The 23,554-nt window shown below is 68.1% G+C and carries 19 protein-coding genes; 6 read left to right on the forward strand and 13 right to left on the reverse strand.

Annotation, left to right across the window (positions count from 1 at the left end; translation table 11 throughout):
• Positions 1 to 7: 7 nt before the first annotated feature.
• Positions 8 to 1,930 carry a potassium transporter Kup gene (locus ACFFII_RS07825; protein ID WP_377698328.1) on the reverse strand — a complete coding sequence of 641 codons (1,923 nt, stop codon included), beginning with the start codon at positions 1,928 to 1,930 and terminating at the stop codon, positions 8 to 10.
• A gap of 148 nt (positions 1,931 to 2,078) precedes the next feature.
• On the opposite strand from ACFFII_RS07825, the gene aptA reads away from it, so the two are divergent.
• Complete coding sequence (gene aptA / locus ACFFII_RS07830; RefSeq protein WP_377698329.1) at positions 2,079 to 3,404, forward strand: omega-aminotransferase AptA; 1,326 nt, start codon at positions 2,079 to 2,081, stop codon at positions 3,402 to 3,404.
• A gap of 365 nt (positions 3,405 to 3,769) precedes the next feature.
• Here aptA and ACFFII_RS07835 read toward each other — a convergent pair whose 3' ends face one another.
• The 3 genes from ACFFII_RS07835 to ACFFII_RS07845 are packed head-to-tail and all read right to left on the reverse strand — an operon-like array spanning position 3,770 to position 5,643.
• Positions 3,770 to 4,744: a GGDEF domain-containing protein gene (locus tag ACFFII_RS07835; RefSeq protein ID WP_377698330.1), complete on the reverse strand. Its 975-nt coding sequence runs from the start codon at positions 4,742 to 4,744 to the stop codon at positions 3,770 to 3,772.
• Entirely contained in the window at positions 4,741 to 5,307 is a 567-nt protein-coding gene (locus ACFFII_RS07840; RefSeq protein ID WP_377698331.1) for a heme NO-binding domain-containing protein, read from the reverse strand. Before ACFFII_RS07840 ends, ACFFII_RS07835 begins: the two co-directional genes overlap by 4 nt.
• A gap of 57 nt (positions 5,308 to 5,364) precedes the next feature.
• Positions 5,365 to 5,643, reverse strand: coding sequence for a DUF3572 family protein (locus ACFFII_RS07845; protein ID WP_377698332.1), 279 nt, complete (start codon positions 5,641 to 5,643; stop codon positions 5,365 to 5,367).
• Between the two features lie 126 nt (positions 5,644 to 5,769).
• Between ACFFII_RS07845 and ACFFII_RS07850 the strand changes: the two genes are divergently transcribed.
• The 4 genes from ACFFII_RS07850 to ACFFII_RS07865 all read left to right on the forward strand — a co-directional run bounded on the left by ACFFII_RS07850 (position 5,770) and on the right by ACFFII_RS07865 (position 11,142).
• Entirely contained in the window at positions 5,770 to 7,155 is a 1,386-nt protein-coding gene (locus ACFFII_RS07850) for a diguanylate cyclase (RefSeq protein ID WP_377698333.1), read from the forward strand.
• Between the two features lie 146 nt (positions 7,156 to 7,301).
• Positions 7,302 to 8,774, forward strand: a complete 1,473-nt coding sequence (gene cysS / locus ACFFII_RS07855; RefSeq protein ID WP_377698334.1) for a cysteine--tRNA ligase — start codon at positions 7,302 to 7,304, stop codon at positions 8,772 to 8,774.
• A complete protein-coding gene (gene cimA, locus ACFFII_RS07860) occupies positions 8,771 to 10,381 on the forward strand; it encodes a citramalate synthase (protein WP_377698335.1) in 1,611 nt (536 codons plus the stop codon). The genes cysS and cimA overlap by 4 nt, the downstream gene beginning before the upstream one ends.
• A complete protein-coding gene (locus ACFFII_RS07865) occupies positions 10,378 to 11,142 on the forward strand; it encodes a squalene/phytoene synthase family protein (protein ID WP_377698336.1) in 765 nt (254 codons plus the stop codon). The genes cimA and ACFFII_RS07865 overlap by 4 nt, the downstream gene beginning before the upstream one ends.
• A 12-nt stretch (positions 11,143 to 11,154) precedes the next feature.
• Here the strand turns inward: ACFFII_RS07865 and ACFFII_RS07870 are convergent, their stop codons facing one another.
• The 8 genes from ACFFII_RS07870 to ACFFII_RS07905 form a co-directional block, all read right to left on the reverse strand.
• Positions 11,155 to 12,399, reverse strand: coding sequence for an MFS transporter (locus ACFFII_RS07870; RefSeq protein WP_377698337.1), 1,245 nt, complete (start codon positions 12,397 to 12,399; stop codon positions 11,155 to 11,157).
• Positions 12,400 to 12,561: 162 nt separating this feature from the next.
• The gene (locus tag ACFFII_RS07875; RefSeq protein ID WP_377698339.1) at positions 12,562 to 14,343 is read right to left on the reverse strand and encodes an ABC transporter ATP-binding protein; all 1,782 of its coding nucleotides are present in this window, start codon (positions 14,341 to 14,343) and stop codon (positions 12,562 to 12,564) included.
• Positions 14,340 to 15,299: an acetamidase/formamidase family protein gene (locus tag ACFFII_RS07880; RefSeq protein ID WP_377698340.1), complete on the reverse strand. Its 960-nt coding sequence runs from the start codon at positions 15,297 to 15,299 to the stop codon at positions 14,340 to 14,342. The genes ACFFII_RS07875 and ACFFII_RS07880 overlap by 4 nt, the downstream gene beginning before the upstream one ends.
• Positions 15,289 to 16,923, reverse strand: coding sequence for an ABC transporter substrate-binding protein (locus tag ACFFII_RS07885; RefSeq protein WP_377698341.1), 1,635 nt, complete (start codon positions 16,921 to 16,923; stop codon positions 15,289 to 15,291). Before ACFFII_RS07885 ends, ACFFII_RS07880 begins: the two co-directional genes overlap by 11 nt.
• Positions 16,924 to 16,941: 18 nt before the next feature.
• Positions 16,942 to 17,862, reverse strand: a complete 921-nt coding sequence (locus ACFFII_RS07890) for an ABC transporter permease (RefSeq protein WP_377698351.1) — start codon at positions 17,860 to 17,862, stop codon at positions 16,942 to 16,944.
• Between the two features lies 1 nt (position 17,863).
• Positions 17,864 to 18,763 carry an ABC transporter permease gene (locus ACFFII_RS07895; protein ID WP_377698342.1) on the reverse strand — a complete coding sequence of 300 codons (900 nt, stop codon included), beginning with the start codon at positions 18,761 to 18,763 and terminating at the stop codon, positions 17,864 to 17,866.
• A 28-nt stretch (positions 18,764 to 18,791) separates the two neighbouring features.
• A complete protein-coding gene (locus tag ACFFII_RS07900; RefSeq protein ID WP_377698343.1) occupies positions 18,792 to 19,400 on the reverse strand; it encodes an ANTAR domain-containing response regulator in 609 nt (202 codons plus the stop codon).
• Positions 19,397 to 20,443, reverse strand: a complete 1,047-nt coding sequence (locus ACFFII_RS07905; RefSeq protein WP_377698344.1) for a transporter substrate-binding protein — start codon at positions 20,441 to 20,443, stop codon at positions 19,397 to 19,399. The genes ACFFII_RS07900 and ACFFII_RS07905 overlap by 4 nt, the downstream gene beginning before the upstream one ends.
• A gap of 325 nt (positions 20,444 to 20,768) precedes the next feature.
• On the opposite strand from ACFFII_RS07905, the gene ACFFII_RS07910 reads away from it, so the two are divergent.
• On the forward strand, positions 20,769 to 22,298 hold the full coding sequence (locus ACFFII_RS07910) for a phospholipase D-like domain-containing protein (protein WP_377698345.1): 1,530 nt from the start codon (positions 20,769 to 20,771) through the stop codon (positions 22,296 to 22,298).
• Positions 22,299 to 22,404: 106 nt separating this feature from the next.
• Here the strand turns inward: ACFFII_RS07910 and ACFFII_RS07915 are convergent, their stop codons facing one another.
• Entirely contained in the window at positions 22,405 to 23,451 is a 1,047-nt protein-coding gene (locus ACFFII_RS07915; RefSeq protein WP_377698346.1) for a TAXI family TRAP transporter solute-binding subunit, read from the reverse strand.
• Between the last annotated feature and the right edge of the window lie 103 nt (positions 23,452 to 23,554).

A 23,554-nucleotide genomic window follows, 5' to 3' on the forward strand; every position in this document is an offset into this window, starting at 1 on the left:
AGGGGCCTCAAATATTGATCTGCTGGCCCAGTTCGACCACCCGGTTGGACGGCAAGCGATAGAAGTTCGTGGGCTCGGAGGAGGAGCGGTACATCCCCGCGTAAAGCCGCGAGGCCCAGAGCGGCATCATCCGTCCCTTGCCCACCCGCAGCGAGCGGCGGTTGAGGAAATAGGACGTCGCCATCACGTCGAAGCGATGGCCCTGGGTCCGGCCGAAGGCCAGCGCACGGGGAACGTTCGGCTGCTCCATGTAGCCAAAGCGCAGCCGCACGCGCCAGAACCGGGGCGCAACCTCCTCGGCGCGGAAGCGCTGGTCGTCGGGGACGGTGGGGGTGGTCGCCGTGTCCACCTTCACGACATAGTTGCGCTCATGCAGGACGCGATTGTGCTTGAGGTTGTGCATCAGGGCGGGGGGCGCGATGGTCGGGTCGGCGGTCAGGAAGACCGCCGTTCCCGGCACGATGGTCGGCGGGCTGGCGGCCAGCTTAGGGGCAAGGAAGTCCAGCTGCACGGATTCGTTCGACAGCTTGCGCTGGATCATCAGCGTGCCCCGGATCCAGACCACCATGAAGGTCACGACCACGACCGCAAAGAGCAGCGGGATATAGCCGCCATCGGGCACCTTCAGCAGGTTGCTGAACAGGAAGATCAGCTCGATCGACAGGATCGGCAGCATGATGGCCAGCACCAGCGGCCAGCTCCATTTCCAGGCATAGCGGAAGACGACGATGGCAAGGATCGAGGTGATCACCATGTCCCCCGTCACCGCAATGCCATAGGCGCTGGCCAGCCGCGCGGACGAGCCGAAGGCCAGCACCAGGGCGCAGACCCCGACCATCAGGATCGTGTTCACGCGCGGCAGATAGATCTGCCCCGCCTGCCGGTCCGAGGTGTGCTGGATCTCCAGCCGCGGCACCAGGCCCAGCTGCACCGCCTGCTGCGCGACCGAAAAGGCGCCCGAGATCACCGCCTGGCTGGCGATCACGGTGGCGGCGGTCGCCAGCAGGATCAGCGGCAGCGTGAACCAGCCCGGCGCCATCAGGAAGAACGGGTTCACCGCGCGTTCCGGGTGCGACAGCACCATTGCGCCCTGGCCCACGTAAGCCAGGGTCAGCGCGGGCAGCACGATCCACAGCCAGGACACCCGGATCGAGCGACGTCCGAAATGGCCCATGTCGGCGTAAAGCGCCTCGGCGCCCGTCACGGCCAGAAAGACCGAACCCATGACAGGAAGCGCGCCAAAGCCGTTTTCCGCGATGAAGCCGGCCGCGCGCAGGGGATTCAGCGCCTGCAGGATGCGCGTGTCGTCCATGACATGCGAGGCGCCCAGCACCCCCATCACGACGAACCAGACCAGCATGACCGGGCCGAACAGCCGGGCAACCGCCTCGGTGCCCGAGCGCTGCACCCAGAACAGGGCGATCACGATCACAAGCGTGATCGGCACCACCCAGTCCCCTGACCCGGGAACGACAAGTTCCATTCCCTCGATGGCCGACATCACCGACATGGCGGGCGTGATCATCGCGTCACCGAAGAACAGCGAAACGCCGACGATGCCGGTAAGATACAACCACCATGCAGGTCGGCCGCCCAGGGCGCCCTGTGCCTTGGCGACCAGCGACAGGGTGCCGCCCTCGCCGTTGTTGTCGGCGCGAAGGATCAGGAAGACGTATTTCACGGTGACGATCAGCAGGACCGTCCAGAACAGCATCGACACGATCCCGATCACTGCGGTCTCGGCCATGTGATGCTCGTGCGCATGGACAAGGGACTCCCTCAGCGCATAAAGCGGCGAGGTGCCGATGTCACCGAAGACGACGCCCAGGCAGGACAGCACCAGCCCCGCGCTGAGCGCGTCCTGCGGGGGATGGCCAAGCGGGTCGGAAAACTCGAGGTCACGCGGGTCGGTGACGGCAGGCTCGGACATGGAATCGCCCTCTTGAGCACGTGGCGCGGCTTGTGATCCTGCCGCAGAGCTTTGGCAAGCCCCCAGTCGGGTTCGCTTGACTGGGCAACGCTCCATGGTAGCGTCCGGCGATCCCGCCCGCACGGGCTTTTCCAACCCGAGGTTTCCGATGCCACTGGACCGCAAGCCCGCGCCGAACGACCTGAACGCCTTCTGGATGCCCTTCACGGCAAACCGGCAGTTCAAGCAGGCGCCGCGGATGCTCGTCTCGGCGCAGGAGATGCACTACACGGCGGCCGACGGGCGGACCGTGCTGGACGGGACCGCGGGCCTGTGGTGCTGCAACGCTGGCCATTGCCGCCCCAGGATCACCCAGGCAGTCGGCGAGATGGTCGGCACGCTGGACTATGCCCCGGCCTTCCAGATGGGGCATCCCGCCGCCTTCGAGCTTGCTAACCGCCTCGTGGACATCGCGCCCGAGGGGATGGAGCATGTCTTCTACACCAACTCGGGCTCCGAGGCAGTGGACACGGCTCTGAAGATCGCGCTGGCCTATCACCGAGCGCGCGGCGAGGGCAGCCGGACGCGCCTGATCGGGCGCGAGCGCGGCTATCACGGCGTGGGCTTCGGCGGCATCTCGGTCGGCGGGATCGTGAACAACCGCCGCGTCTTCGGGACGATGCTGGCGGGGGTGGACCACCTGCCCCACACGCATCTGCCGGAAAACCGCATGACGCGCGGACAGCCGGAACATGGTGCCCAGCTGGCGGACGAGCTGGAACGCATTGTCGCGCTGCATGGCGCCGACACCATCGCCGCCGTGATCGTCGAACCTATGGCGGGCTCGACCGGCGTCCTGCTGCCGCCGAAGGGCTACCTAGAACGCCTGCGCGAGATCACGCGCAAGCACGGCATCCTGCTGATCTTCGACGAGGTCATCACGGGCTTCGGCCGCCTGGGCTCTCCCTTCGCGGCGCAGCATTTCGGCGTGGTTCCGGACATGATCACCTGCGCCAAGGGGCTGACGAACGGGGTAATCCCGATGGGCGCGGTCCTGACCTCCGCGGCGATCCACGACGCCTTCATGCAGGGGCCGGAACACGTGATCGAGCTGTTCCACGGTTATACCTACTCCGGCAACCCCATCGCCTCGGCCGCCGGAATCGCCACGCTGGAAACCTATGCCGAGGAAGGCCTGCTGACCCGCGCGGCCTCGCTCGAGGCGCATTGGGAAAAGGCGCTGCACGGGCTGGCCGACCATCCGCATGTGGTGGATATCCGCAACATGGGCCTGATCGGCGCGGTCGAGCTGGCGCCCATCGAGGGTCAGCCCGGCAAGCGCGCCTTTGACGCATTCCTGCGCGCCTTCGAGGCGGGCATCCTGATCCGCGTGACCGGCGACATCATCGCCCTGTCCCCGCCCCTCATCATCACCGAGGCGCAGATCGACGAACTGATCGCCACGCTGGGCAAGGTGCTGAAGGCCGGGGGCTGATCTTGGCGCCAAGGCTTCGGGTCCGTCGCACCCGAAGCCTCTGAGAATTGGACGCTGTGGCAAGCAGGGCGCGATCCTGCGCCTCCTCTGCTGCAGCGCCATTCAGCGAGGCGAGCCCTCGTCTTTCTCTCCCCGTCCCGATTGGATGCTCCTGCCATGCTCTGCAGCAGACGCGAGAATGGCGAGCGGAGATCTTGCGCGGGCTTTGTGACAACGGCCTGACTGCAATTCCAGCTTCCTTCCCCATCCATTACTTGCCCTGCGATGGTGCAGACGCGCAGACGCTTAATATGCCTGCATCCATACGGCCCGAGACCGCCATCCGGGTCCTGCATAGCCTTTGCCGCAACGGCTTTCCGCCCCGGCTAACCCTCCTCAGCCTCATCCTCCCCTGCAATACGGATGCAGCCGCGCCCGGCGTGCTTGGCGGCATAAAGCGCGCCGTCGGCCTCGGCCGTCATGCAGTCCCAGTCGATCCGGCGGCAGCGCGAGGAGATGGCGGCCCCAAGGCTGGCCGAGACGCGGCACATCTTGCCGCCGATCTCGACCGGGCGCTCGACCTGCGCGATGATCCGCCGCCCCATCGCTTCCAGCACCGCGGGGTCGCAGAGCCCCGGCAACAACAGCACGAACTCGTCGCCGCCGATGCGCGACAGTGTGTCGATCCCCCGCGTGATCGCCCGCAGGCCATCGGCCACGTGGTGCAGCATGGCATCACCCGCCGCGTGGCCCTGGCTGTCATTCAGCGCCTTGAAGTGATCCAGATCCATCACGAGCAGCGCGAAATGCTGCGGATCGGCGTGCAGCGTGCCCTGCCGCAGCGCTTCGAAGGACAGGTGCAGCCCGCGGCGGTTGTAAAGCCCGGTGAGCGGGTCGGTGAAAGCCTCGGCCTCGGCGCGAGACCGCGCGTCTTCGAGCCTCCGGTTGGCGCGCGACAGTTCCTGCGTCATGGCGCTGTTGGCCTCGTGCAGGAACAGGAATTCCATCGCCAAGTCGGCCGGGGCGAAATCGCGGTCGGTCAGGCCGAAGCCGCGGATCGCCTCGACCAGCCCGATCCCGAGCCCGAGATTGAGAACGAGCCCCCCATCCGGCAGCGCAACGGCCCGCCCCCGCAGGATCTGCGCCGGCTGTGTGCGGGTGCGCAGGAAAACCCGCTCGGCGTGGGCCAGCCGCAGCAGCGGGCCGGTCGGGGTCTGGCCGACGACCTCGAAAGCCTCCTCGAACGTCGCCGCGTCGCCGACCAGCCGCCGCAGCGTCGGCCCGGCCGACAGGATCTGCCCTGCGGGATCCACCTGCAGGTGCATGGGCATCAGCGCCAGGGTAGCCTCGGCAAGCGTCATGCAGCCCCCACGGCCGGATCGCTGATCGAGAACGGGCGCGCCTCATTGAAATCCACGACCGGAACGTCCACCAGGGTGTCCCTGCCAGCGACCTCGATCACGGCCAGGACGCCATAATCGTCGGCCATGGCGTGCAGCATCCCTGCCACCGCATGCAGCCACAGCACGTGGCAATCCGAAGCGACCCGCCAGCCCTGCCCTGTCACCGTGACCGCCAGCGCAGGCAGTTCAAGGCCCGGGGCGACCATCTGGCCCCGCCCGCGCAGTTCCTCCAGCGTCATCATGAAAGCGGCAAAGTCGCTGCCCGCAAAGCGCAGAAGGCGCCGCACCGATGGGCGCTGCGCCACCCAGGTTCCCAGATCCTCGGCGAATTCCTCGGTCGAGCGGCCCAGACGCGCAGCGAGGCTGGACAGCAGGCAGGCCGTGACCCGGTCCTCGTAATCCCCCATCAGCTCGAAGCCGCGCGGATCGACGCCCGCGGCGGCGGCCGCCGTAGCCCAGACCGGCTCGCCATAGGTGACGCGGGCGAACTCCTCGATCGCGCGGTTGACCAGCCCGTGCATGCGACTCTCCTGCTTTGGGCCTTCCATAGCCCGGCGCGCGTTAAGGGCAGGTAAAGATCAGCGCAGCACACCGGCGGCGAGCGCCTCGCGCGTCTGGGCGACCGTTGTTGCGGACCAGCCCGAGGCCGCGGCAAAGCCTGTTAGGCGATCGTCGGTGGCGCAGATGAAATCCAGCAGTGCTGTTGCGAAATCGGTCGTCGGTTCAGCCGCCATCCGGCGCAGGTCGGCCGGCATCAGCCCGGTTTCCGCCACCAGCGCCTCGACCAGGTCGGGATTGTCCGCGAGATGGGCCAGGATCGCCCCGGCCAGTGTGTCGAGAGAGTTTCGAGAGATCATGCGCCGATCCTTGCCGCGCCCGGCCGCCGTCCGCAAGCACACTTCGGTGAACAGCTTAGGCGGAAACGCTTTGTTAATCAGTTTGCGGCAGAGTGGCCTTGTTGACGCAATCCGCGAGGCACAGCGATGGAGGGGCAGATTCTGGTGGTGGATGGCACGGCCACGAACCGCATCACCCTGAAGGTGCGTCTCGCGGCCGCCTGCTATGACCCCCTGACTGCCCGCACGGGGGCCGAGGCCCTGGGCATTCTGGGGCGCTGCCGCCCCAGCATGGTGCTGATCGGGGGTCCACCCGGCGACATGGATGCGATCGACCTTTGTGCGCGGATCGGCAGGCAGGTGCCGGGCCTTCCGGTGGTGATGGCGGTTCCCCAGCACCGGCGGATCGCGGCGCTTCAGGCGGGCGCCGAGGCGGTTCTGGACCTGCCGCTTGACGATGGCAGCCTGTTTGCGCGCATCCGCGGTCTGATGCGTGACCGGCAGCACCATGCCGCCCCCTCGCCCGGCCCCGGGCTTGCCGAGGAACAGCAGGCGTTCCTCCCGGGGAGGTCTGCCGCCGCACCGACGATCATGCTGATCGCCAGCGACCTCGGGGTCGCGCGAGGGTGGCGCCAGGCGCTCGCGCCACGGCTTTCAGGGCAGTTCCGCCTTGCCGATCCCGAGCGCGCACTGGCCGAGGCTGCGATCGGGCTGGTGCCGGACCTTTATCTGATCGCGGCCGACATGGTGCGGCCCGGAGACGGCCTGAGGCTGCTTTCAGAACTGCGCTCACGCCGGTCGTCGCGCAACGCGGCCTTTGCCGTGGCCTTCCAGCCCGACCGGCAGGACATGATGTCGGTGGCGCTGGATCTGGGCGCCGGCGATACGTTGCCTGCGGCGCTGGGATCCCCAGAGGTGGCGGACGAGGCCGCGCTGCGGCTGACAGCGCTGATCCGGCACAAGATGTCCGCCGACGGCCACCGTGCCGCCGAAGAACGCGAACGCTCCTTCGCTTGGACCGATCCGCTGACGGGCCTGCCAAACCGCCGCTTCGCCCTGCCCCGCCTTGTCGAGCTCTGCCGCGGGGGCCAGGACAGTTGCGCGGTCGTGGCCATCGACATCGACCGCTTCAAGGAAGTCAACGACTGCCACGGCCATGCGGCAGGCGACGCTGTCCTGGCCGAGGTCGCGGCCCGGCTCGATCGCGTGGTGCCGGCACATGGCTTCGTTGCACGGGTCGGGGGCGAGGAGTTCCTGGCCGTCCTTCCGGACACCTCCGAGACAACCGCCGCAGCCTTGACCCAGCATATGTGCGCCTTGGTTTCAGGGACGCCGATCCCTCTGCCGGGGCGCGAGGCGGGGGCCGGGCTCAGGATCACGATCTCGGCCGGGGTCGCGGGCCTCAAGCCGGGATGGCAGGACGCGCGAACGCGGGCCGAGGACCTGCTGCAGCAGGCCGATCACGCGCTGCTCAGGGCGAAGCGCAGCGGACGCGACCAGGTCATGATCTCGGGCGTCGGGGCCGCAGCATGACGCGGGATCGTGGCGCTTGCCGGATGGCGGACACGCTGCTATGCGAGGCGCCATGAACCGCCGCCGCACCATCTGCTGCATTACCGTCTGACACGCGACAGGCGGGCCGTTCACGCGCGACATGGACCCCGCCTCTGGGGAACCTCATGGTCGAGATCAAGCTGACGAACACCCGCACCCGATCGAAAGAGCGGTTCGCCCCGATCGATCCGCAGAACGTGCGGATGTATCTCTGCGGACCCACGGTCTATGACCGCGCGCACCTGGGGAACGCGCGGCCGGTGGTGGTCTTCGACGTGCTTTATCGCCTGCTGCGCCACGTTTACGGCAATGACCACGTCACCTATGTCCGCAATTTCACCGACGTGGACGACAAGATCAACGCCTCGGCCCTGGCACGCCAGCAGTCCGGCGACCCGCGCCCACTTGAAGAACTGATCCGCGAGCGGACCGAGGAAACCATCGGCTGGTATCACGCCGATATGGACGCGCTGGGTGCCCTGCGCCCCGACCACGAGCCGCGTGCGACCGACTATATCCCCCAGATGATCGCCATGATCGAGGCATTGATCGCCAAGGGCCATGCCTATGCCGCCGAGGGGCATGTGCTGTTCGATGTCCGGTCCTTCCCGGCCTACGGGCGACTTTCCGGCCGGTCGGTCGATGATATGATCGCCGGCGCCCGCGTCGAGGTCGCCCCCTTCAAGCGCGATCCGATGGATTTCGTGCTGTGGAAGCCCTCGTCGAACGAAGAGCCGGGCTGGGCCAGTCCTTGGGGTCGCGGCCGTCCGGGCTGGCATATCGAGTGCTCGGCCATGTCGGCGGCGCTGCTGGGCGAAAGCTTCGACATCCACGGCGGCGGCATCGACCTGCAGTTCCCCCACCACGAGAACGAGATCGCCCAAAGCTGCTGCGCCCACCCGCAGGAGGATTTCGCCCGCGTCTGGCTGCACAACGAGATGCTGCAGGTCGAGGGCAAGAAGATGTCCAAGAGCCTTGGAAACTTCTTCACCGTGCGCGACTTGCTGGACCAGGGCACTCCGGGCGAGGTGATCCGGTATGTCTTCCTGATGACGCATTACCGGAAGCCGATGGACTGGACGGCGGAGAAGGTGCGAGAGGCAGAAGGACACTTGGGTCGCTGGCGTGCCGTTATTGGCTCATCTTACCCCCCCAGCACTCCAGACCCAGAAGTCTTGGAGATGCTTTCAGATGATCTCAACACGCCAGCGGCACTTGGACGCCTTCATCAGTTATCCAACGACATTACCACTGGTGACCCAGATAACCGGCTGAGGCTGACAGCGCAGTTTATTGCGTCGGCACGAGTTCTAGGACTTCTTGAACCCGATATGGGTAGTTGGGCAGACTCTATCACGGACTCCCCTGACGTTACGGCAGCAGTCGAGCGCCTTCTCAGCCTTTGGATGGATTTGCGCCGCCAAAAGAACTTCGACCGCGCGGATACCCTTAAGAACGAGGCAGACCGGTTGGGCGTGCGCTTCCGTGTTACCCCTTCTGGCGCTGCTGTAGACTTCGTGCGCCCGTCCGACTCGTCGCGGTGGGGCAAAGACTTGCTGAGAGGACTGGCCGATCTAGAGGCGAAGCAAGAATCATGAGCCGCCTCACCCTCTACGACACCACCCTGCGCGACGGTCAGCAGACGCAGGGCGTCCAGTTCTCGGCCACCGAGAAGGCCGAGATCGCGGCAATGCTGGACGCGCTCGGGGTAGACTACATCGAGGGCGGCTGGCCCGGCGCGAACCCTACTGACAGCGAGTTCTTCGCCTCTGCCCCCCGCACCCGCGCCACCATGACCGCCTTCGGCATGACCAAGCGCGCGGGGCGATCCGCTGCGAACGATGACGTGCTGGCGGCGGTGCTGGATGCCGGGACCAGGGCTGTCTGCCTCGTCGGCAAGACCCACGACTATCACGTGACCGAGGCGCTGGGGATCACTCCCGACGAAAACCTGACAAACATCGCCGACTCGGTCGTCCATGTGGTGACGCAGGGGCGCGAGGCGATCTTCGACGCCGAGCATTTCTTCGACGGCTACGAGGCGAACCCTTCTTACGCGCTGGATTGCCTGCGCGCCGCCCATGACGCGGGCGCCCGCTGGATCGTGCTCTGCGACACCAACGGCGGCACCCTGCCCGACCGCGTGGGCGCAATCACCCGTCAGGTGATCGCGGCGGGCATCCCCGGCAAGCGCCTCGGCATCCATGCCCATGACGACACGGGCAACGCGGTCGCCTGTTCGCTGGCGGCCATCGCGGCGGGCGCGCGGCAGGTGCAGGGAACGCTGAACGGTCTGGGCGAGCGCTGCGGCAACGCCAGCCTCACCAGCCTGATCCCGACGCTGATGCTGAAGGAGCCTTTCCGGTCCACCCTGACCACCGGCGTCACGCCCGAGGCGCTGGCGACCCTTACCCGCGTCTCGCGCCGCCTGGACGAGATCCTGAACCGCGCACCGCTGCGGGTTGCGCCTTACGTCGGGGCCTCGGCCTTCGCCCACAAGGCGGGCCTGCACGCCAGCGCGATCCTGAAGGCGCCCCAGACCTACGAGCATGTCGATCCCTCCACCGTCGGGAACGCGCGCATCATCCCCATGTCGAACCAGGCGGGCCAGTCAAACCTGCGCGCACGGCTGACGGAGGCGGGGATCGAGGTCGCGCCCGACGACCCGGCGCTTGCCCGCATCCTGTCCACCGTGAAGGACCGCGAGGATCAGGGCTATGCCTACGACTCGGCGCAGGCCTCGTTCGAGCTGCTGGCGCGGGCAGAGCTGAACGCCCTTCCCGCCTTCTTCGAGGTCGAGCGTTACCGCCTCACGGTCGAGCGGCGGATGAACGCGATGGGTCGCCGCATCTCGGTCAGCGAGGCAGTGGTTGTCGTCCGCTTGGGCGATCAGCGTGTGATGTCCGTCAGCGACAGCATCGGCGCGAACGGAGAGGACGCGGGTCCGGTCAACGCCCTGTGGCGGGCCCTGGGCAAGGACCTCGGGCCTTGGCAGGCCCTGATCGACGAGATGACGCTGGCCGACTTCCGCGTGCGCATCATCGGCGCGGGCACCGACGCCGTGACGCGCGTCACGATCGACTTCACGGACAGCCGGGGCACGGCTTGGTCCACGGTGGGCGTTTCGCCCAACATCGTCGATTCCAGCTTCGAGGCGCTGGTGGACGCGATCCGCTGGAAGCTGATCCGGGACGGCGCGGCATGAGCGGCTTGTCCGACCCCGCGACCCGGCGGCTGGCCGAGCGGCTGCGGCAGGAGGACCCCGACCGCCTCGCCATGGCGATGCTGGCGCGCAGTGAGGCCCAGGCAAAGCTGGTGACGCTTTACGCGCTGAACGCGGAACTCGCGCGCACGGCGCTGTCTGCGCGCGATCCCCTGATCGCCGAGATGCGGGTCCAGTGGTGGATCGACCGGCTTGGCGCGATGGCCGTCGCGCCTCCGCCGCCGCACGAGCTGCTGTCGCCCCTCTGGTCCGCCTGGGGACCGGGGGCTGCCGCCCTGGTCCCCTTGGCCGAGGCGCGCCGCCACGACGCCGCGCGCGAGCCGTTCGAGACTGTCGAGGAGGTGGTCGCCTATGCCGACGCTACCGGGGGCGCCTTGATGACCCATGCGGCGCAAGCCCTGGGTGCGCCCGACGTGCCGGCGCTGCACGCGCAGGGCCGGGGCGCCGCGCTGACCGCCTGGCTGCGCGCCCATCCCGCGCTGCAGCCGCTGGGCCTGGGGCTTGCCGCGGCAGATCCCGCGCAGCTTGCCGCACTGGCCCGGATCGCCGTGCAGGCCTTGCGGGACGCGGCCGACGGACGCCGCACCCTTCCCCGCGCCGCTGCGCCTGCGCTGTTCCCCGGCCCCGCGCCGATGCAGGCCCTCCGCGCCATCATGGCGGGGGAACCATCGTCCAGGCCATCGGACTTCACCCGGCGGACAGCGCTGGCCCGGCTGGCGCTGACTGGGCGCTGGTGGGTCTGACCCCTGTCGTCCTCAGCGGCGGCCCTGGGCGATCTTCAGGCTTTCGGGAAGCTGTCTCAGCCGCAGGACGGCGGCCGCGCCGACCAGGGGGCCGGGGATCAGCATCAGGAAGCTCCAGCGCCAGCCGCCCAGCAGTTCGGCGAACAGGGGCAGGACCTGGATCGTCACAATGGTGATCAGGAAGCCGATGCCCATCTGGACCGTCAGTGCGGTGCCGACGAGATGGCTGTCCGCAACCTCGGTCACCATGGCCGAGAACTGGGCGGAATCGCCCACGATTGAGGCGCCCCAGATCACGGCAACGGTCAGGAACAGCCACAGAGGCCCGTCGAAGGTCACCCCCACCCCCAGCGCGCAGGCGGCCGAGGTCAGAAGCATCCCGGCAGTCGTCAGCGTCCGTCCGAAGCGGTCGGCCAGCACTCCGCCCGCGATCGCGCCTAGCGAGCCCGCCGCGATGGCGATGAACACGATCATCGAGGCCGTGCGGGCCGGCGACTGCACCCCCAGCCCCGACAGCATCTGCTGCGCATAAACCAGAAGCCAAGCCCACATGGCGTAAAGCTCCCACATGTGGCCGAAGTAGCCCATGTTCGCCAGCAGGACCGGGCGACTACGAAAGACGCGGCCGGCCTGGCGCAGGTCGAACGTCGCGCGGCTGTAGGGATGGGGCCCTTCGCGCAGGGTCAGCAGGAAGACCAGCGCCCCGGCCAGCGAGACCCCGGCGGCCGAGATCACCACCACGCGCCAATCGGCCGTCGAGATCAGCCCCCGCAGCAGGTGCGGCATGGCCGAGCCGAGCGTCAGCGCCCCGATCACGAGGCCGAAGGCCAGCCCCCGCCCCTTCACGAACCATGTTGTCGTCAGCTTCATCGCGGGCGGATAGACCAGCGCCAGCGCCGCCCCCGTGAGGAAGCGCAGCACGGCGGGGGCTTCGGCGCTGTCCACCGCCGCCAGCAGGCCGGTGAACAGCGCCGCCGCCGCTGCGCCGACCGACATCAGCCGGACCGGGGCCACGATGTCGGCAAGGTTGACCAGGCTCATGCCCAGCGCCCCCGCCACGAAGCCTGCCTGGACGGCAATCGTCATCAGCGCCGCCAGGGCCGGCGACATGCTCCATGTTTCGCGCAATTCGGGCAGGATGGCGGTCGCCGAGAACCAGGGCGTCATCGAAAGAACGACCCCAAGGCAGATCAGCGCCAGCATCGCGAAGCGGTCAGAGGATGCGGCGCCCCGAGCGGTTGATAGGTCGGACGACACCGCGCCTTCCTCCTGTTTGCTCGTCCGGCCCGGACGTCGGGCAGGCTTGATGCTTCGACCCCGCGTCATTCCGTTGGGCCGCGCCAGTATCGACTGCGAGGCTCTGCAAAGGAAAGGGCTTCGGCAAGCCCTGCCTCGGCATCAGGTGGAAGACCCGGCCTTTCAGGCAGCGACCAGATGTCCGCCGCCAACATCCCTCAGCACCGCGCGCGTCGGCCCCTGCCCGACCGGATGGACCGGCGAGGGCACCTCGGACGCCATCCTTGGCATCGGCGGGCGCTCGAAGCCGGGGTCGGGAACGGGCACGGCCGCCATCAGCCGCCGGGTATAGGCGTGCTGCGGGTTGCCGAAGACCTGGGCGCGGGTGCCCATCTCGACGATCTGGCCCAGATACATCACGGCCACGCGGTCCGAGATGTTCTCCACCACCGCCATGTCGTGGCTGATGAAGAGATAGGCGATCCCGAACTCGCGCTTGAGCGCCGCCAGCAGGTCCAGCACCCGCGCCTGCACCGAGACGTCCAGCGCCGAGACGCTTTCATCCGCGATGATCAGCCTGGGGTTCAGCGCCAGTGCGCGGGCGATGCAGATGCGCTGGCGCTGGCCGCCGGAAAACTCGTGCGGGTGGCGGGACAGGTGCTCGGGCGTCAGGCCCACGCGCTGCATCAGGTCCTCGGCGCGTGTGCGGCGTTCGGCGGCACTGCCGATGCCGTGGATGACCAGCGGCTCGGCGATCAGCTCGCCCACCGTCATGCGGGGGTCGAGCGCGGCCATCGGGTCCTGGAAGACCATCTGCACCTCGCGGTGCAGCCGCAGCCGGTCCTGTCGCCGCATGTCGCGGATGGGCTGGCCATTCAGGCGGATCGTCCCCTCGTGCGGGACGAGCCCCACAAGCGCGCGGGCAAGCGTTGACTTGCCGCAGCCGGACTCGCCCACCAGCGACAGGGTCTCGCCCGCGTGGATGTCGAAGCGGACATGTTCCACCGCATGGACCCGCTCGGTCACGCGCTGCAGCAGCCCGCTGCGGATGTCGAAGCGGACGCTCACGTCCTCGAAGCGCACCAGCGGCGCGCCGGGTGCCGCCGCCGGGCCGCTGCCGTCGCCCATGCGGGGCACGGCGGCCAGAAGCTCGCGCGTATAGGGCTCGCGCGGGTCGCGGAAGATCTCCTCGACGTTGCCCTGTTCGACGACTCGGCCGGATTGCATGACCAGCACGCGGTCGGCCATCTCGGCCACCACGCCCATGTCATGGGTGATGAGGATGACGGCGGTGCCCGTGTCGCGCTGAAGGTCGCGCAGCAGGTCCAGCACCTCGCGCTGCACGGTCACGTCCAGCGCCGTGGTGGGTTCGTCCGCGATCAGCACGTCGGGGCGCATGGCCAGCGCCATGGCGATCACGACGCGCTGCCGCATCCCGCCCGACAGCTCGTGCGGATACTGGCGCAGGCGCCGCTCGGGCTGGCTGATGCGGACGAGCTTCAGGGCCTCCAGCGCGCAGGCGCGGGCCTCGGCCCCGCCCATGTCGGTATGGGCGCGCAGGGCCTCGGCCAGTTGCGTGCCGATCTGCATGACCGGGTTCAGGGCGGTCATGGGCTCCTGGAAGATCATGGCGATCCGGTTGCCCCTGATGCGGCGCATGGCGCCCTCGCCCTTGGCGGCAAGATCCTCGTCCCCGAACAGGATCTGCCCGCCGGTGACGCGGACGGCGGGCCTGGGCAGCAGGCCCATGATCGCCATCGAGGTAACGGACTTGCCCGAGCCTGACTCGCCCGCGATGCACAGCGTCTCGCCCCGGCGCAGGTCGAAGCTCATCCCTTGGACCAGCGGCCGCAGGCCCGAAGGTGTCATCACCGACACGTCGAGGTCGCGCACGGACAACACCGGCGCGTCGCCTGGCAGGACCGGGGCGGCAGGCGCCCCGGCGGTTTGCGTCGCGAGGATCATTCAAGGACCACGCGCGGGAAGTAGAAGCTGACAACCCAGTTCGGCGCATCCACGATTTCCGAGATCCGCAGGTCGCCGCAGGTGGAGACAAGCATATAGGCGTCCTCGGGCGCCATGCCATGCCGCGCGCAGAGCAGATCGATCATCCCCGCCACGGCGTCACGCGCCCCGCTCATCAGGTCGGGGCCGATGCCGGTCGTGACCTCGTAGCCCTTGGCGTCGAGATGCCGCGTCACCGGCCCCGCCGTGGTGAAGCGCGGGAACCTGAGGTTCGCGTCCTTGACCAGCTCCAGCTTCACGACGGCATCCATCGGGCTTTCGATGGCCGTGCCGCAGACCTCGCCGTCGCCCTGCGCCGCATGGGTGTCGCCGATGCTGAACAGCGCGCCCTCGACCTCGACCGGCAGGTAGAGGACCGAGCCCGCTGCAAGGTCGCGGATGTCCAGGTTGCCGCCCACCCGGCGCGGGGGGACGATGGAATGCGCGCCAGGTTCCGCCATTGCGCAGCCGATGGTGCCGGCGAAGGGTTTCAGCGGCACGCGCCCCCACTTGCCGAAGAGGGCGCTGTCGGGATTGGCAGGATCGAAGCTCCACAGCGTCAGGGCGGGCTGCGTGAACTGGTCGGCCAGCAGCCCGAAGCCCGGGATGTTGGCCGTCCAGCCCCAGCCCCGGCCGTCTTGCGCCTGCGGGTGGAAGCTGTCGATCGTCACCTTCAGCGCGTCGCCGGGCATCGCGCCCTCGACATGGATCGGGCCGCTGACCGGGTTGATCCGCCCGAAGTCCAGCGCCGCCACGTCCCCGACGGTCGAGCGGGGCGAAAGCTGCCCCGCCGAGCTGTCGAGGCATTCGAAGCGGATCGTCGCCCCCGGTTCCACCCGCTGGGCGGGCGGACGCGAGTTGTCCCAGCCGAAGTGATGCTGGGCGCCGTGGATGGTGTAGTCGCAGTTATTGCACATCGGTCACATACACATAGTCGTAGTTGATCGGGATCGAGACGGGATCGGTGTAAAGCGCGTCCGCCCCACCCATCCGCGGCGACTTCATGGTGAATCGCTGCTCGTTGAAGACAGGGGCCCAGGGGGCGTCCTCCATCACGCCCTCGAAGACGGCGGACCAGGCCTTCAGCCGCGCCTCGGCCTGGTCGGGACGGGCCATGGCGTCGGCGGCCTGGGCGGCGGCGTCCAGGTCCTTGTTGCAGTACTTGGACCAGTTCCAGCCGCCTTCGCCCGCGCCCGCGCAGCCGAGGATGGGGCCGTAGAAGTTCGAGGGATCGGGGAAGTCAGCGATCCAGCCCATGCCGCCCGACCAGACCATCTGCGCGTTGCCCGCGCCGCCCGCCTCGATCACGTTGGCCTGCGCCAGCGCCCGGATCTCGGCGTTGATGCCGATGGCCTTCAGATCCTGCTGGATTGCCTGGGCGATGCGCGGGTTCGGGTCGGTGTTCATGGCGTAAAGCTCGGTCGTGAACCCGTCCGGGTAACCGGCCTCGGCCAGCAGCTTCTTCGCGCCCTCGACGTCATGGGGATAGCCCGCGTAGCCCTGCGAATAGCCGGGCATCGAGGGCGGCAGCGGCTGGTTCGCCGGAACCGCGCGGTTGTTGATCATCTGGACCACGCGGTCCTTGTTGATCGCCATGTTGACGGCGCGGCGCACCTCGACCTTGTCGAAGGGGGCTTGCGTCACGTTCATGGTGATGTAGCCGGTGTGCAGCTGCCCGCCCTCGACCACGCGCGCGGCCTGGTCGGGATCGGACATCACCTCCTGGAACTTGGCGGGCGGGATGCCGTCGCCGGGGACGTCCACCTCGCCGTTCTGAAGCCGCAGCAGGGCCACGACCGGCTCCTGCCCGATCTCGAAGGTGATCTGGTCGAGGTAGGGCAGCCCCGCGCGCCAGTAGTCGGGGTTCTTTTGGAAGACGACCCGCTGGCCGGGCAGCCATTCGCCCAGCTTGTAGGCGCCGGTCCCGACCGGCTGGTGGCCGAAGTCGCCGCCCGCGGCCTCGACCGCTTCCTTCGGCACGACCGAGGCGAAGTTCAGCGCCAGGACGTGCAGGAAGGTCGCGTCGGGGCGCGACAGCTCGAAGCGGACGGTCTGGGGACCCTCGACCGTCAGCCCCTCAAGCTCGGTGGCCGAGCCGTCGGCCATCTTGTCCGCACCCTTGATCGAGCCGAAAAAGCCCGCGCCCGGCGACTGGGTGGCGGGCAGCAGCATCCGGTTGAAGGAATATTTCACGTCCTCGGCCGTCATCTCGCGGCCGTTGTGGAACTTGACGCCGGGGCGCAGCTTGAAGGTGTAGGTCAGCAGGTCATCGCTGATCTCGTAGCTTTCGGCCAAGCCCGGGCGCAGGTCGGTCGTGCCGGGGGCATAGTCCATCAGTCCGTCGAAGACCGACTTGATCATGGACCAGTTCTGCCAGTCATAGCCGATGGCCGGGTCCAGCGTGGCCACGTCATCCTTGTAGGTGATGACGATGCTGCCGCCCGCCTTTGCGTTCGGGTCCAGTTGTTCTTCCTGCGCAAGGCCCGGCCCGGCCAGCGCGACGGCCATCGCCGTGCCGAGAAGAAGGTGACGAAGTTTCATGCGGTGGTCTCCCTGTTCTTATCGAAGCTTGATGCGAGGATCGACGAAGGGGGCGATCATGTCGGCCAGCAGGTTCCCCAGCACGATGGCGACGGCCGAGACGACCGTGACGCCCATGATGATCGGGATGTCCACGCGCTGGATCGCCTGCCAGGCCAGCTGGCCAATGCCGGGCCAGCCGAAGACGCTTTCGACCACGACCGCGCCGCCCATGAAGATGCCGATGTCGATGCCGATCATGGCGATGATGGGCAAGATGGCGTTCGGAACGGCATGGCGCAGGACGATGCGCCCGCGCGACAGGCCCTTGGCGCGGGCGGTGCGCAGGTAGTCGGTGTGCAGCACGTCGATCATGGACGAGCGCATCATCCGCGCGTACCAGCCCGACCCCGTGATCGCCAATGTCAGCGCCGGCAGGACGGCGTGCGAGAACGTCCCGTAGCCGCTGATCGGGAACCAGCCCAGCTGCACGGCGAACAGGTAAAGCAGCAGCAGCCCGACGACGAACTGCGGCGCCGAGACGGCGGCGAAGCTGGTCATCATCAGGACGCTGTCCACCGCCCGGCCCCGCCACAGGGCGGCGGCGATCCCCATGCCGAGGCCGATGATCAGTTCGAAGACGATCGCCAGCGCCATCAGCTGCAGCGTGGCGGGCAGGCGCGAGGCGATCAGCCCGGCCACGTCGGCCTTCTGCAGGTAGCTGCGGCCCAGGTCGCCCTGCACCAGCCCGGTCAGATAGTTCCAGTATTGGACAAGGAAGGGCTGATCGAGGCCCAGTTCCCGCCGGATGCTTTCCACGACCTGCGGCGTGGCCGAGCGGCCCGCGATCTGGCGCACCGGGTCGGCAGGCAGGACATACAGCAGCAGGAAGGTGATGAAGCTGACCCCCAGCAGGATCAGGACGGCCTGGACCAGGCGGCGCAGCAGATAGGCCCACATCTCAGCCACGTCCTTTCTGGGTCGGGTCCATTTCCTCGCGCAGGGCGTCGCCCACCAGGTTGAAGGCCAGGGCCAGCAGCAGGATCGCGGCGCCGGGGATGAAGACCAGCCAGGGCGCCGACTGGAAATAGGTCTGGTTCTCGAAGATGATGTTGCCCCAGCTTGGCGTGGGCGGCTGCACGCCCACGCCCAGGAAGGACAGCGTCGCCTCCAGCAGGACGGTGATCGAGATGCCCAGCGTTCCCCAGACCAGCAGCGTCGGCAGCAGGTGCGGCAGGATGTGGTGGCGCAGGATGCGCCAGTCGCTGGCGCCCAGTGTCCGCTCGGCCGCGATGAAATCGCGCTCGGCCAGCGAGATCGTCTGGGTATAGATGATCCGCGCCGTCTGCACCCAGTTCACCAGCGCGATCACCAGCGCCACGATCCACAGCGAAGGCTGGAAGATCGCAGCAAGGCAGATCGCCAGCAGCAGCGCCGGAAAGGCCATCATCAGGTCGGTAAAGCGCATCAGGACCGCGCCGACCCAGCCCCTGCGCCAGCCCGCTGTCACGCCCACGGCGGTGCCGATCAGGATCGACAGCCCGTTCGCCACGACCCCGATGATCAGCGAGGTCTGCGCGCCGTAAAGCAGCCTTGAGAAAAGGTCGCGGCCCAGAAGGTCGGTCCCGAACCAGTAGGTCGCGTTGGGCGGCATCGGCGCGCCTTCCAGCGTCAGCCCGTCGAAGTTCTGCTGGTCGGGCGGAAACTGCGCCAGTTGCGGCGCGAAGAGCGCACCCAGCACGACCAAGGCGATGACGCCCGCGCCGAACACGGCTGTCTTGCGGCGCATCAGGCGGCGGAACAGGCCGGGCCGGATGTCCGTGGGAATGGCCGCCGCGACGGTGTTGCTGGTTTCGGTCATGTCGTCTTCGTCCAGAACAGGGGGCGGCTCACCGGCGGCCCCGGGCGTTTCGGGGCGCCTGCGCCTGCGAGATCACTGCAAGCGCCGCCTCCTCGATGGTCATGCGCCCGGCGGTCGCAGCGCGGCGCAGTTGCGCAAACCCGTCTGCTGATCCGTCGCGCTCGGCCAGCAGCAGCGCCGCGCGCAGGACGTTCTCGCGCTGGGACAGCTGCCAGGCCTGCTTCTGCAGCCGCGTGGCAAGCTCGGCCTCGGCGGCGAAGCGGTAGCGGGCCATCAGCAGCGCGGCGTAAAGCCCCCGGTCGCCGACGGGCTGCATCAGCGTGGCATGGACGCCGCGCGACAGAAGCCAGTCGATCCGGCCGGGCGCCTCGGACCCGATCAGGGCCACGCTGGGCAGGGGCATCGGTGCCGCACCCCAGGGCAGTTGCCCGTCATGCCCGGTGTCTGCGTCGAGGATGAGGAAGTCGTAGCCTGCCGCATCTTCGGGCAGGACGGGCCAGCATTCCGTCATCTGAAGCCCGATGATCTCGGCCTGCCGGCGCAGCAAACGCAATGAATCGTGGGGCCGGTTCAGGACCAGCAGGCGGGCGCCGCGCAGGTCGCTGTCCATGCGGCGGGGGGAACGCGCGGCGCTCACTTTACGATCCTCAACCTTGGGCGCTCGGATTTTGCCCGCGGCGTGCGGGCCAGATAGGGATCGCCCGCCGTGACCGGCAGCGACAGCAGCGGGACGAAGGCGCCGCCCCTAAGCTCGGCGATCACGATGGGCTGGGCCACGTGGTGGCTGACCGGGTCGATGTCCCCGGAGTTCAGCGCCAGAAGCTCGGGCAGCGTCATCGCGGCATCCGCCCCCCGCAGCGACAGCAGCCGCACAAGGTTCATCACCGACAGGTAGCCCGCGCGTTCCAGCGAGTTGCCGAAGGTATCGCCCGCTTTCGCGAAGTAGGGACCCACCGAGATCAACCCCTCGGCGGCCTTTCCGACCTCGGGCAGCTCGGCTTCGGTGAAGTTGCAGGACAGGACCCGGCAGGACAGCCCTGCCGCCCGCAGTGCCCTGAGAAAGCAGTACTGCGTCTGCCCCACCAGCGAGTTCAGCACAATCTCGGGCCGTGTCCGCGCGATCTCGTCCACCAGCGCGGTGATGTCGGCATCGCCCAGGGGGATGTGACGTTCGGCCACGACCTCGCAGCCCGATGCGGCGATCAGGTCGCGGGCGATGCGGTTGATCTCCCACCCCCAGATGTAGTTCGAGCCGACCAGGAACACCCGCCGCCCAAGCCGGGGCAGCGCCCAGTCGAGCAGCGGGATCACGTTCTGGTTCACGGTGGAATGCATGTAGGCGACGCAATCGGCGGCCTCGAACCCCTCATAGGGCACACCATACCACAGGCTTGCCCCGCAGCGTTCCAGCGCCGGGATCATCTCCTTGCGGCTTGACGAGGTGATGGCCCCGAAGAAATGCCGGCTGCCGGTCTGCCGGTGCAGGCCCAGCATGGCGGGGGCGTAATGGTCCTGGTGCCCGCCCGGGTCCGCCTCGTGGACGCGGATCGCCCAGGCTGCCGCCGGGTCCGCATTGACCCGCGCCACCGCCTGCAGGACCCCTGCCCGGCCCGCATCCGACAGCCGCCGGTAGCTGCCGCTGCGCGAGTAGACCAGCCCGATGTCCAGTGTCTGCTTCACTCGTCTTTCCTTGAGGCGCAACAACAGAAAGCCCGTCCAACCAGATCGGTTGTGACAGGCGTGAATGCCGTGCGATGTCCGCTATCCACCCGACGTTACGAAAGGCGCGCGCGTCTGGCAACGATTTGCAAGAGCCTTTCGGCGGTCGTCGATGAAGTGGCCGATCCCGTGGCAACCTGCCTGAATATCGCGCTGCAGGGGACGGAAAAGGCCGGGCCTCCGGCGGTTCACGCCCGTTGGCGGAACGTCACCCGAAAGTCGGCCTCAGGGAACCCGGACCCATCGGGCTTTGTTGCCGCCCTGCACATTCTTTCCCTCATGGATCATGACGCCTCTTTCCTTCACCCCGGGTCGCAACTGCTGGCGCGTGGACCCGGCCGATCGTTTCTCGTTGATCGTGGACGGGCAGGCCTATTTCCGCACCCTGCGCCAGGCGCTTCTCGCGGCGCGGCACCTGGTCGTGATGATCGGCTGGGACTTCGATTTCGAGATCGAGATGCTGCCGGGCGAAAGCGATGCCGAGGGCAATGCCCCCGACGGGCTGCCCAACCAGGTCGGCCCCTTCCTGGACGCGCTGGTCGAGCGGCGCCCTGATCTCGACATCTACCTGCTGAAATGGAGCGGGGGCGTCCTGATCGCTCCCGGACGCGCGCTGCCAGCGCTGCAGATCAAGCTGATGTCACCCGACCAGATCCACCTGGCCTTCGACGGCCGTCACCCGATCGGGGCCTGCCACCACCAGAAGATCGTGGTGGTGGACGACGCGCTGGCCTTCTGCGGCGGCATCGACCTGACCGCCGGGCGCTGGGACACGCGCGACCACCACTCGGGCGACCCGCGCCGTCGGTTGCGCTCGGGTGAGATCGCGCAGCCCTGGCATGACGCCGCCGCGATGATGTCGGGGCCAGCCGCGCGCGCCCTGGGCGAACTGGCCCGCGCCCGCTGGCTGCGCGCCAATGACGCGCCCCTGCCCGAACCGGTGCCCGAGCCTGCCGACCTCTGGCCCGAGGACGTGGCCGTCGATTTCCACGACATGCCCGTTGCCATCGCGCGGACCGAGCCGCCCGACCGGGTCACGCCTGTGGTTGCCGAGATCGAGCACCTTTACCTCGACGCCATCGCCGCGGCGCGACGGTGCATCTACATCGAGTCGCAGTATTTCGCCTCGGGCAGCATCACGCGCGCCATTGCCGAGCGGCTGGTTGAACCGGATGGACCCGAGGTGGTGATCGTCAATCCCGAGGCCGCGCAGGGTGCCATCGAGGATGCGGCGATGCATGTCACCCGCAGCACCATGATGCTCGCCCTGCAGGCGCGCGACCGCTTCCGCCGCTTCCGCATGGTTTCGCCCGTCAATGCGGCGGGCGAGGCGATCTATGTCCATGCCAAGCTGCTGATCGTGGACGACGTCCACCTACGGGTGGGATCGAGCAACATCGACCGCCGCTCGATGGGCTTCGACACCGAAGCCGACGTGGCCCTGATCGCGCGCGAACCCTCGGACCGCGCCCGCATCCGGCACATCCGCTCGGCCCTGCTGGCCGAACACCTGGGCGTCTCGGTCGAGGAGGTCGAAGCGGCCGTCGAGGAATGCGGCGGGCTGATCGGCGCCATCGACCGGCTGAACGCCCAAGGCCCGCGGCAGCTCGAGGTTCTGATCCCCCGCGACCCGGGTCCCTTGGGCAGACTTCTGTCGCGCAGCCGCTTCTTCGACCCGCGCTATCGCCGCAGCGCCCGCAGCCGGCTGGGGCTGACCAACCGCCACCTGCTGTGGGCGCTTGGCGGAGGGGCAGTTGCGGGGGCGCTGCTGGCGCGTTCGCGTTATCGGCGCCGCGTCGGGCCATCCGACGATTGAGCCGCTCCCTTCCTGCCGCAAGCGGAACGGGCCCGCTGACGTCAGCGCCCGAAGCTTGCCGGCTTCGGGGGCCGGTTGCCGCCTTCAAGGTTGATAGGCCTCGGCCTCAGCAGCCCAGCGTCGAGCAGATATACTGCCGATAGGCGCGGTTCGCCTCGCTTTCCTCGGGCGCGGCGCTTGCGGCAGGACGCGTGCATTCAAGCTGATAGTCGGGCTGCAGACCCGCATTCACGCAGCCGCCGATGTCCCAGCCTGCCGGAATGTCCTGCAGATCGACGTTCTTCCACTTGGGATGGCCGTTTTCCTGCAACTGCGGCAGCCGCGTCAGGATCAGGTGGGACAGGTCGGACACGGCCTTGCAGCTCTGCCTTTGATAGCTGTTGCCCTGCGGGTTGTATTCGAAGGTCATCAGCAGCGCCTTGACAGCGATCCCGCTGACCTCCTCGGGCTGGAAGGGATAGGTGTTCGCGGGGATGGTCACCGCGTCATAGACCGTCTGCAGCGTCTGGTCGGTGATCGGCACCAGATGAAACTGTTCGCCGTCGATGTCGCCCTCGGCGAACAGCGCGGTCGGGGCGCCCGCGACATAGAAGAGTGCGTCGATCTCTCCCGACTTCAGTGCCGGCAGCGCATCGGCGGGCGCGATCTTGCGCCGCTCGGCGGGCTGGGTTCCAGTCAGGTCCAGCACCAGCGAGGCCGTCAGGAAGGTGCCGCTGTTCTCGACCCCGATCGCCACGCGCTTGCCCGCGAGATCGGCGACGCTGTCGATGTCCGAGCGGGCCACAAGGTGGACCTCCTCGTCGTAAAGCGGAAAGGCGATGCGCACGCCCTGGATCGCGCGGGCCACGGCCGGATCATCGGCGGAATAGGTCTTGAGATATTCCAGCACATCGTTCTGCACGATGCCGAACTGGGTGTTGCCGCGCGTGCGCACGGCCATGAAGTTCTCCAGCGAGCCCGCGGATTCGACCACGTCCAGCGTCTGGCCGCATTCGGCCATCACCCCTGCCAGGTCGCGGCCGATCTGGATATAGGTGCCGGTCGCCCCGCCCGTCATCACCGCCTTGCCGAATTCCTCCTGCGCAGCGGCGGGACCCGTCGCCAAAGCCAGCATCGCGCCAAGCGCCGGGCCGAGCCATCCGGTCTTCCCCATCTCTTCCTCCCCCCTTTTCGGCTTGATGCGCCGGTTTTGTCAGCCGCAGGCGCCGAGTTCGGCCACCAGCACCCGCAGGCTCTGCCGGTTGACCTGGCCATAG

It is taken from the genome of Paracoccus niistensis, assembly GCF_042432925.1.
GTDB classification, from domain to species: Bacteria; Pseudomonadota; Alphaproteobacteria; order Rhodobacterales; family Rhodobacteraceae; genus Paracoccus; species Paracoccus niistensis.

Excerpts from the sequence above, each read along its gene's own strand:
- ACFFII_RS07825 (WP_377698328.1), bottom strand. The coding sequence starts at position 1,930 with ATGTCCGAGCCTGCCGTCACCGACCCGCGTGACCTCGAGTTTTCCGAC.
- aptA (WP_377698329.1), top strand. The coding sequence starts at position 2,079 with ATGCCACTGGACCGCAAGCCCGCGCCGAACGACCTGAACGCCTTCTGG.
- ACFFII_RS07835 (WP_377698330.1), bottom strand. The coding sequence starts at position 4,744 with ATGACGCTTGCCGAGGCTACCCTGGCGCTGATGCCCATGCACCTGCAG.
- ACFFII_RS07840 (WP_377698331.1), bottom strand. The coding sequence starts at position 5,307 with ATGCACGGGCTGGTCAACCGCGCGATCGAGGAGTTCGCCCGCGTCACC.
- ACFFII_RS07845 (WP_377698332.1), bottom strand. The coding sequence starts at position 5,643 with ATGATCTCTCGAAACTCTCTCGACACACTGGCCGGGGCGATCCTGGCC.
- ACFFII_RS07850 (WP_377698333.1), top strand. The coding sequence starts at position 5,770 with ATGGAGGGGCAGATTCTGGTGGTGGATGGCACGGCCACGAACCGCATC.
- cysS (WP_377698334.1), top strand. The coding sequence starts at position 7,302 with ATGGTCGAGATCAAGCTGACGAACACCCGCACCCGATCGAAAGAGCGG.
- cimA (WP_377698335.1), top strand. The coding sequence starts at position 8,771 with ATGAGCCGCCTCACCCTCTACGACACCACCCTGCGCGACGGTCAGCAG.
- ACFFII_RS07865 (WP_377698336.1), top strand. The coding sequence starts at position 10,378 with ATGAGCGGCTTGTCCGACCCCGCGACCCGGCGGCTGGCCGAGCGGCTG.
- ACFFII_RS07875 (WP_377698339.1), bottom strand. The coding sequence starts at position 14,343 with ATGATCCTCGCGACGCAAACCGCCGGGGCGCCTGCCGCCCCGGTCCTG.
- ACFFII_RS07880 (WP_377698340.1), bottom strand. The coding sequence starts at position 15,299 with ATGTGCAATAACTGCGACTACACCATCCACGGCGCCCAGCATCACTTC.
- ACFFII_RS07885 (WP_377698341.1), bottom strand. The coding sequence starts at position 16,923 with ATGAAACTTCGTCACCTTCTTCTCGGCACGGCGATGGCCGTCGCGCTG.
- ACFFII_RS07890 (WP_377698351.1), bottom strand. The coding sequence starts at position 17,862 with ATGTGGGCCTATCTGCTGCGCCGCCTGGTCCAGGCCGTCCTGATCCTG.
- ACFFII_RS07895 (WP_377698342.1), bottom strand. The coding sequence starts at position 18,763 with ATGACCGAAACCAGCAACACCGTCGCGGCGGCCATTCCCACGGACATC.
- ACFFII_RS07910 (WP_377698345.1), top strand. The coding sequence starts at position 20,769 with ATGACGCCTCTTTCCTTCACCCCGGGTCGCAACTGCTGGCGCGTGGAC.
- ACFFII_RS07915 (WP_377698346.1), bottom strand. The coding sequence starts at position 23,451 with ATGGGGAAGACCGGATGGCTCGGCCCGGCGCTTGGCGCGATGCTGGCT.